Origin of the sequence: Bradyrhizobium sp. DN3 (assembly GCF_041357655.1) — a bacterium.
Lineage (GTDB): Bacteria > Pseudomonadota > Alphaproteobacteria > Rhizobiales > Xanthobacteraceae > Bradyrhizobium.
The window spans coordinates 1-214 of sequence record NZ_JAULLN010000119.1; the positions used below are offsets into that span (position 1 = coordinate 1).

General features: G+C 71.5%; 1 protein-coding gene. It reads right to left on the minus strand.

Going from position 1 to position 214, the window contains the following annotated elements; translation table 11 throughout:
* Positions 1-159 (minus strand): diguanylate cyclase domain-containing protein (locus AAE027_RS39615; protein WP_479714287.1); only part of this gene is annotated, 159 nt, incomplete at its 3' end.
* Positions 160-214 lie beyond the last annotated feature (55 nt).

The window sequence follows — 214 nt, forward strand, 5'->3', positions numbered from 1 at the left end:
CTCCTTGAAGCCGTCCAGGTCCAGGTACATCACCGCCAGCGACCTGCCGTCGCGCTGCGCCTGGGCCATGGCCAGCTGGGCGCGGTCCTGCAGCAGCACCCGGTTGGGCAGATCGGTGAGCGCGTCGTACTGCGCCAGGTGGGCCATGCGCTCGGCCATGGCCACCGACTAGGTCACGTCGCGCAGCACGGCCACGGCGCCGGTCACGACACCG